Raw genomic sequence first — 7,379 nt, 5'->3', positions numbered from 1 at the left:
GCACCGCGCCCGGACCGGCGCCCGCGCCCAGCGAACCCACCGCGCGGGCGCCGGCCGACGGTCGGAGGACGGGCTTCTGCCGCATTGTTCTGATCGCGCGTGCGCAGATCGTGTGGACGCGCTCCACCGGAAGGCCGATCAGAGCCGCTGTCTGCTCCTCGGCCACGCCCTCGTACAGCCGCAGGACCAGTACGACGCGCTCCTGCGGACCGAGCCGCGCCAGTACGCCCGCCGTGGGACGGCGCCGGTGCGGATGCCAGGCGGTACGGGCGAAGCGGAGGGCGAGATCCTGGCGGGTGCGGTCGTACGGATCCTCGCCGCGCAGCCGGTCCCAGTCCGCGTACGTACGGGCCAGTGCGGCGATCAGCAGACGCTGTGCGCGCGGCGCCGCGTCCAGGGGCTCGCCCGTGAGCAGCGCCGCCACATGCAGCAGCCGGCCGCCCGCACCCGCGGCGAACGCCTGGAACTCACGGGCGCGGCGGCGATCCATGGCAGTCCACCGCTCTCGCACGTCTCAATTGACGCGAGTTAGCAGACCACGGTCAAGAGTGCCTTTCGAGCACAGATGAACACAGGCGAGCACAGACCGACTGCCAGCAGACCGACTGCCAGCAGACCGACTACGAGCAGGCCGACTACGAGCAGACCGGCTACGAGTCCCCGGCGGAGTCCCGTTCGTCCGTATCGCCCTCGCCCGGCTGCTGTCCCGCCGCCCGCGCCGACAGTGCTCCGTTGAACCTGGTCAGCAGCGTGGTGAAGGACTTCCGTTCGTCGGCCGTCCAGCCGCCCGTGACCTGTGCCATCAGTTCGCGCCGTGACGAGCGGACCTCCTCCAGCCTCGCCAGCCCGCGCGCCGAGAGCTGGAGCACGACCGCGCGGCCGTCCTCCGGGTGCGAAGTGCGTTTGACCAGGCCGGTGTCGACGAGCGGCGCCACCTGCCGGGTGACCGTGGAGGAGTCGATGCCCATGCCCGCGGCCAAGGCCTTGACGCCCATCGGGCCCTCCTGGTCGAGCCTGTTGAGCAGCAGATACGCGGCGCGGTCCATGGAGTTGCGGACCTGGCCGACACCGCCGAGCCGGGTCTGTTCGGCCCGCCGGGCGAAGACGGCCACCTGGTGCTGGAGTGCATCGAGGAGGCCGGCGTCGGCCAAGGGTTCGGAGCCCAAGGATCCGGAAGCCGAAGGCGCGGAACCCAGGGGTTCTGAGGCCATCTCCCGGGAGGCCGACGCAGCGGAAGTCATGTCCTGAATGGGGGGCATGGCTGGGGGCTCTCTTGTGCGGGGGTCGGTTGGTGGGGGACAGAGTACGCGTGGATGACGCCGCTCGTACCGGAGCTGCGTAAACCCATGGGCAGGGATTCACGGTCGGCGGCCGTCGCCGGTCATGGACCGCCGCCGGCCCGGTGAGCTGCGAGACTGACAACCATGAGCTTCGGTACGTCCCGCCCCGTGCGTCCCTTGATCCTCGATGACATCCGAGGAGCACAGAAGATGCTCTCCGGCGTCGCGAGGACGACCGCGATGGAGGGCAGCAGATATCTGACGCAGCTCGTCGGCGCTCCCGTCCATCTCAAGTGCGAGAACCTCCAGCGGACTGGTTCCTTCAAGCTGCGCGGCGCCTACGTACGGATCGCCGGCCTCTCGCCGGAGGAGCGCGCGGCGGGCGTCGTCGCCGCCAGCGCGGGCAACCACGCCCAGGGCGTTGCGCTCGCCTCGACCCTCCTCGGTGTGCGGTCGACGGTGTTCATGCCGGTCGCGGCGCCGCTGCCCAAGGTCGCGGCCACCCGCGACTACGGCGCCGAGGTCCGGCTGCACGGACAGGTCGTGGACGAGACGCTGGCCGCCGCGCAGGAGTACGCCCGCGACACCGGCGCGGTCTTCATCCATCCCTTCGACCACCCGGACGTCATCGCCGGACAGGGGACGGTCGGGCTGGAGATCCTGGAGCAGTGCCCGGAGGTACGGACGGTCGTCGTCGGGATCGGCGGCGGCGGACTGGCTGCGGGCATCGCGCTCGCCGTGAAGTCCGTACGGCCCGAGGTACGGGTGATCGGCGTACAGGCGGAGGGCGCCGCCGCGTATCCGCCCTCGCTGCGCGCGGGCCGGCCGATGGCGATCGAGACACCGCAGACGATGGCGGACGGCATCAAGGTCGGCCGGCCCGGCGACGTACCGTTCCAGATCATCCAGGAGCTGGTCGACGAGGTCCGTACGGTCTCCGAGGACGCGCTGTCCAGCGCGCTGCTGCTCTGTCTGGAACGGGCGAAGCTGGTCGTGGAGCCTGCGGGCGCCAGTCCTGTGGCCGCGCTGCTCAGCGATCCCGGGGCCTTCCGCGGGCCGGTGGTGGCGGTGCTCTCGGGCGGCAATGTGGATCCGGTGCTGATGCAGCGCATCCTGCGGCACGGTATGGCCGCGGCCGGACGCTATCTGAGTCTGCGGGTACGGGTGACGGACCGGCCGGGCGCGCTGGCGACGATGCTCACGGTGTTGTCAGTGGCGGATGCCAATGTTCTCGATGTGAGCCATGTACGGACCGATCCACGGCTCGGGCTGGCGGAGGCGGACGTGGAGGTGCATCTGGAGACGAAGGGCCCGGAGCACTGCGCGGAGGTGGAGACGGCACTGCGGACGGCGGGCTACACGGTCCTTCGATAAGGCGGGGGAGCGGGGCGGGCGCGGGCGTACGGTTTTCTTTACTTCAGCCTTACATCTGCCTCTTGTGGGTCGCGATGTATCGCGTTACCGTGCTGCGTCAGCAAGCACTGACCAAGCTGACCAAGCACTGACAGCAAAGCACCGACACCGAGCACCACAGCGATCCCACTGGAGAAACCTCATGCCAGGCGCCATCTACGCCGAAGGCCTGGTGAAGACCTTCGGCGATGTAAGGGCTCTGGACGGCGTCGATCTCGATGTTCCCGAAGGCACGGTTCTGGGGCTTCTCGGACCCAACGGCGCGGGCAAGACCACCGCCGTACGGGTACTGACCACCCTGCTCCAGCCCGACAGCGGCAAGGCCGTGGTCGCGGGCATCGACGTCCTCAAGCACCCCAACGAAGTCCGCCGCTCCATCGGCCTCTCCGGCCAGTTCGCGGCGGTGGACGAGTATCTGACCGGCCGCGAGAATCTGCGGATGGTCGGCCAGCTCTACCAGATGAGTTCCCGGGCCGCCAAGGCGCGCGCGGACGAGCTGCTGGAGCGCTTCAATCTCGCCGACGCGGCGGACCGTACGGCCAAGACGTACTCCGGCGGTATGCGCCGCCGGCTCGACCTCGCCGCCGCGCTCGTCGTCTCGCCGCCCGTGATGTTCATGGACGAGCCGACGACGGGCCTCGACCCGCGCAACCGGCAGCAGCTCTGGAGCATCATCCAGGAGCTGGTGGCCGGTGGTACGACTCTGCTGCTCACCACGCAGTATCTGGAGGAGGCCGACCATCTGGCCCATGACATCTGTGTCGTGGACCACGGCCGGGTCATCGCCCGTGGCACCGCCGACCAGCTCAAGGCCCGTACGGGCGGCGAGCGCGTCGAGGTCGTCGTACACCAGCAGGACCGGATCGACACCGCACGCACCGTGCTCGCGGCCCTCGGCAAGGGCGGCGAGGCGACGGTGACGGTCGACGAGCACACCCGCAAGCTGACGGTCCCGGTCACCGGCGGCGCGAAGCTGCTCGCCGAGGTCATCAGGGAGCTGGACACACGCGGCGTCGAGATCGACGACATCGGTCTGCGCCGTCCGACCTTGGACGATGTCTTCATCTCCCTGACCGGGCACGCGGCCGAGGCCGAGGACGCGACCAAGTCCGAGGACGCGGCCGAGCTCGCCAAGAACACGAAGGAGGCCGGGAAGTGACCGTCACCACGGAAGCCGTACCGACCGCGGCCCCTCGCCCGCGCGGCGGGATCGTACAGTCGGCCACCGACTCGCTGGTCGTCGCCCGCCGCAATCTGATCCGGATGACCAGGATTCCCGAGGTCGTTCTGTTCGGGCTGATCCAGCCGATCATGTTCGTGGTGATGTTCAGCTATGTCTTCGGCGGCTCACTCCAGGTGGGCGGCAGCGTCAACGCCGATGTCTACCGCAACTTCCTGATGGCCGGGATCTTCGCCCAGACCGTGACCTTCGCCACCGCGGGCGCGGGTGCCGGAATCGCCGACGACATGCACAAGGGCCTCATCGACCGGTTCCGCTCGCTGCCCATGGCGCGTGGCGCGGTCCTCACCGGCCGTACGCTCGCCGATCTGGTGCAGACCGCGCTCACCGTGGTGGTGCTCTCGATCGTCGCCGTGCTCGTCGGCTGGCGTATCCACGAGGGCCTGCCGAAGGCGCTCGGCGCGTTCGGGCTGCTGCTCCTGCTCGGTTACGCCTTCTCCTGGATCGGCGCGCTGATCGGGCTGTCCGTCCGTACGCCGGAGGCCGCCACCTCGGGCGGGCTGATCTGGCTCTTCCCGGTGACCTTCATCTCGAACGCCTTCGTGGACACCAGCGGGATGACGGCATGGCTGCGGCACATCGCCGACTGGAATCCGTTCAGCGCGACGGTGCAGGCCTGCCGGGTGCTGTTCGGCAACCCGGGAGTCTCGGAGTCCACCGCCTGGCCCATGGAGCATCCGGTGCTGGCCTCGCTGGCCTGGTCGGTCCTGATCATCGCGGTGTTCCGGACGCTGGCGGTACGGAAATACCGCTCGGCGACGGCGTGAGATCCGTATGTACGCCATGACGGCCTGACATCCGTACGCCATACCGGAACAGCCCCCCGATACGGAAACAGCCCCCGGCTCCCATGGGAACAGCGTCCATGGGCCGGGGGCTGTCGCGCTCAGCCCTGGTACGGCTTCGCGGCCAGGATCTTCACGGAGGCCTTCTTGCCGTTGGGCAGTTCGTACTCCGCGGTGTCGCCGACCTTCTTGCCGTTCACACCGGTGCCCAGCGGGGACTGCGGCGAGTAGGTCTCGATGTCCGAGCTGGCGTACTCGCGGGAGGCCAGCAGGAAGTCCAGCGTGTCGTCCGGATCGCCGTCGAAGGCGATCGTCACGACCATGCCGGGCTCGACCACACCGTCGTCCGCCGGCGCCTCGCCGACCTTCGCCTTCTGCAGGAGCTGGGTGAGCTGGCGCACGCGGAGCTCCTGCTTGCCCTGCTCCTCCTTGGCCGCGTGGTACCCGCCGTTCTCCCGGAGGTCGCCCTCCTCACGGGCCGCCGCGATCTTCATGGCGATCTCGGTGCGGGCGGGACCAGACAGGTACTCCAGCTCGGCCTTCAGCTGGTTGTACGCCTCCTGGGTGAGCCAGGTGACGTTTTCGCTGGTCTGGGTCACAGGTGCTCCTCGTAGGTACCGGGAATACAAAGCAACGCCCTACCCAGAAGAATGTTTCCTTCTCGGTCGGGCGAAACCACGAGCCTAACAATTTCGTGGCGCGAGGGGGAGGACGAAAGCCATCAGATTTACGTCGACGCAGGTCAGCGGCGAGACGTACGGCGGGTCCGTCTGCCGGACTACGGAGTACCTGGACGGTGCGGCCGATGCGGTGGACGCGGGCGCGGCGCAGGAACAGGTCTCAGTCCGACGTACAGCCCAGCAGCTCCGCGCTGGTCGCGGTCGCCGTCGTACGCACGGTGAAGACCTGGTCGATCCTGGTTTCGCCGGGGCCGAAGCGTACGTCCTTGCGGCCGACCTCGGCGCCGTTCTCCGCGAGGGAGCGCAGCGTACAGCTGCCGCCGGCGTCCCGGTCCTTGCGGACTTCCAGATGGACTTCCACAGAGGTGGCGGAAACCACCTTGAACTTGATGAGCTCGCCGGAGACACTGCGATCGACCACATAGTGGTAGCCGAACCAGCCGATCAGGGCGATCAGCGCGGTGCCGAGGACAGCGCCGATGATCCGCAGCCGGTGATCCGCGTGCTCGTCCGCCGAGCGGCCGTAACGGCCGGGGGGGAGCTGCTCGCGCACCACAGCCATGATCGTCCCTTTCCGCGTCGGGCGGCCGGAATTTCCGCCCCCGGGTATCCGTCACTATAGAAGCCGTCCGATGCGACGAATCACTGAGGATCGAGTCTTGACTGAGCAGCTACGGCTGATGGCCGTTCACGCCCACCCCGACGACGAGTCGAGCAAAGGCGCGGCCACGATGGCCAAGTACGTGTCCGAGGGGGTGGACGTGCTGGTCGTGACCTGCACGGGTGGCGAGCGCGGCTCCATCCTCAACCCCAAGCTCCAGGGCGACGCCTATATCGAGGAGCACATCCACGAGGTCCGTAAAAAAGAGATGGAGGAGGCGCGCCAGATCCTCGGTGTCGAGCAGGAGTGGCTGGGCTTTGTCGACTCCGGACTGCCCGAGGGCGATCCGCTGCCGCCGCTGCCCGAGGGCTGCTTCGCGCTGGAGGACGTGGACGAGGCGGCGGGCCGACTGGTGCGGCTGATCCGCTCGTTCCGGCCGCAGGTCATCACGACGTACGACGAGAACGGCGGGTATCCGCATCCGGACCACATCATGACGCACAAGATCTCGATGGTGGCGTTCGATGGGGCGACGGACAAGGAGAAGTATCCGGAGGACGAGTTCGGTCCGGTCTGGCAGCCGCAGAAGCTCTATTACAACCAGGGCTTCAACCGGCCGCGTACGGTTGCGCTGCACGAGGCGCTGCTGGCGCGCGGTCTGGAGTCGCCGTACGGGGCCTGGCTGGAGCGGTGGAAGGAGATCGAGCGCGAGGAGCGGACGCTGACCACGCATGTCCCGTGCGCGGACTTCTACGAGATCCGGGACAAGGCGCTGATCGCGCACGCCACGCAGATCGACCCGGACGGCGGCTGGTTCCGGGTGCCGATGGACATCCAGCGGGAGGTCTGGCCGACGGAGGAGTACGAGCTGGCGAAGTCCCTCGTCGATACGTCCCTCCCCGAGAGCGACCTCTTCGCGGGCATCCGCGACAATGCCTGATATGTATGCGACCCAGGCAATGACGCACATGCTGCCGCTCGCCAAGGAGCTGGACGAGAACAAGGTGACGCCCGGTGTGCTCGGGTTCATCGTGTTCGCGGTGATGGCGGGTGGTGTGTGGCTGCTGATGAAGTCGATGAACCGGCATATGAGCATGGTCAACTTCGAGGAGACCCCGAAGCCGGAGGAGACCTCGAAGCCGGAGAAGACGCCGGCCACGACCTCGACCTCGCCGAAGCCGCCGCACGCCGAGGCGGATTGACGCGTCTGCCACAGCACTGGCCGCCCCGGCCCCGGGGCGGCCGGGGCCGACGGGCGCGGCGAGGCCGCCGCATACCACAGCCGCGCCCTCCCGCGCGTCCTACGCCGGTGCCGTTTCCACCGGTACGCCCATGACCTCGCGGGCGTGGCGGGGGGGGGCCATGCCCAGGTGCCCGGGC

General features: G+C 68.7%; 9 protein-coding genes. 5 read left to right on the top strand and 4 right to left on the bottom strand.

The window, feature by feature from the left end:
• The coding region (locus tag GA0115259_RS25925; protein ID WP_093601503.1) for a sigma factor-like helix-turn-helix DNA-binding protein at positions 1-511 on the bottom strand (511 nt) is incomplete at its 3' end.
• 139 nt (positions 512-650) lie between these two features.
• Positions 651-1,259 carry a MarR family winged helix-turn-helix transcriptional regulator gene (locus GA0115259_RS25920; RefSeq protein ID WP_176732655.1) on the bottom strand — a complete coding sequence of 203 codons (609 nt, stop codon included), beginning with the start codon at positions 1,257-1,259 and terminating at the stop codon, positions 651-653.
• A 165-nt stretch (positions 1,260-1,424) separates the two neighbouring features.
• Between GA0115259_RS25920 and ilvA the strand changes: the two genes are divergently transcribed.
• From ilvA to GA0115259_RS25905, 3 genes are all read left to right on the top strand, one after another.
• Positions 1,425-2,654: a threonine ammonia-lyase gene (ilvA, locus tag GA0115259_RS25915; RefSeq protein ID WP_093601499.1), complete on the top strand. Its 1,230-nt coding sequence runs from the start codon at positions 1,425-1,427 to the stop codon at positions 2,652-2,654.
• 181 nt (positions 2,655-2,835) lie between these two features.
• On the top strand, positions 2,836-3,852 hold the full coding sequence (locus tag GA0115259_RS25910; protein ID WP_093601498.1) for an ATP-binding cassette domain-containing protein: 1,017 nt from the start codon (positions 2,836-2,838) through the stop codon (positions 3,850-3,852).
• Positions 3,849-4,700: an ABC transporter permease gene (locus tag GA0115259_RS25905; protein WP_093601497.1), complete on the top strand. Its 852-nt coding sequence runs from the start codon at positions 3,849-3,851 to the stop codon at positions 4,698-4,700. Before GA0115259_RS25910 ends, GA0115259_RS25905 begins: the two co-directional genes overlap by 4 nt.
• A gap of 119 nt (positions 4,701-4,819) precedes the next feature.
• Here GA0115259_RS25905 and greA read toward each other — a convergent pair whose 3' ends face one another.
• Together greA and GA0115259_RS25895 are read right to left on the bottom strand one after the other, a co-directional pair.
• Entirely contained in the window at positions 4,820-5,317 is a 498-nt protein-coding gene (gene greA / locus GA0115259_RS25900) for a transcription elongation factor GreA (protein WP_093601495.1), read from the bottom strand.
• A gap of 241 nt (positions 5,318-5,558) precedes the next feature.
• Complete coding sequence (locus tag GA0115259_RS25895; RefSeq protein WP_093601493.1) at positions 5,559-5,960, bottom strand: DUF4307 domain-containing protein; 402 nt, start codon at positions 5,958-5,960, stop codon at positions 5,559-5,561.
• A 97-nt stretch (positions 5,961-6,057) separates the two neighbouring features.
• On the opposite strand from GA0115259_RS25895, the gene mca reads away from it, so the two are divergent.
• Both mca and GA0115259_RS25885 read left to right on the top strand, forming a co-directional pair.
• Positions 6,058-6,939 carry a mycothiol conjugate amidase Mca gene (gene mca, locus GA0115259_RS25890; protein WP_093601491.1) on the top strand — a complete coding sequence of 294 codons (882 nt, stop codon included), beginning with the start codon at positions 6,058-6,060 and terminating at the stop codon, positions 6,937-6,939.
• A gap of 1 nt (position 6,940) precedes the next feature.
• The gene (locus tag GA0115259_RS25885; RefSeq protein ID WP_093601489.1) at positions 6,941-7,201 is read left to right on the top strand and encodes a hypothetical protein; all 261 of its coding nucleotides are present in this window, start codon (positions 6,941-6,943) and stop codon (positions 7,199-7,201) included.
• Positions 7,202-7,379: the final 178 nt, after the last annotated feature.

The sequence above is a fragment of the Streptomyces sp. MnatMP-M17 genome (assembly GCF_900091995.1).
Taxonomy (GTDB): domain Bacteria; phylum Actinomycetota; class Actinomycetes; order Streptomycetales; family Streptomycetaceae; genus Streptomyces.
This window is presented reverse-complemented; position numbering and strand designations above follow the sequence as displayed.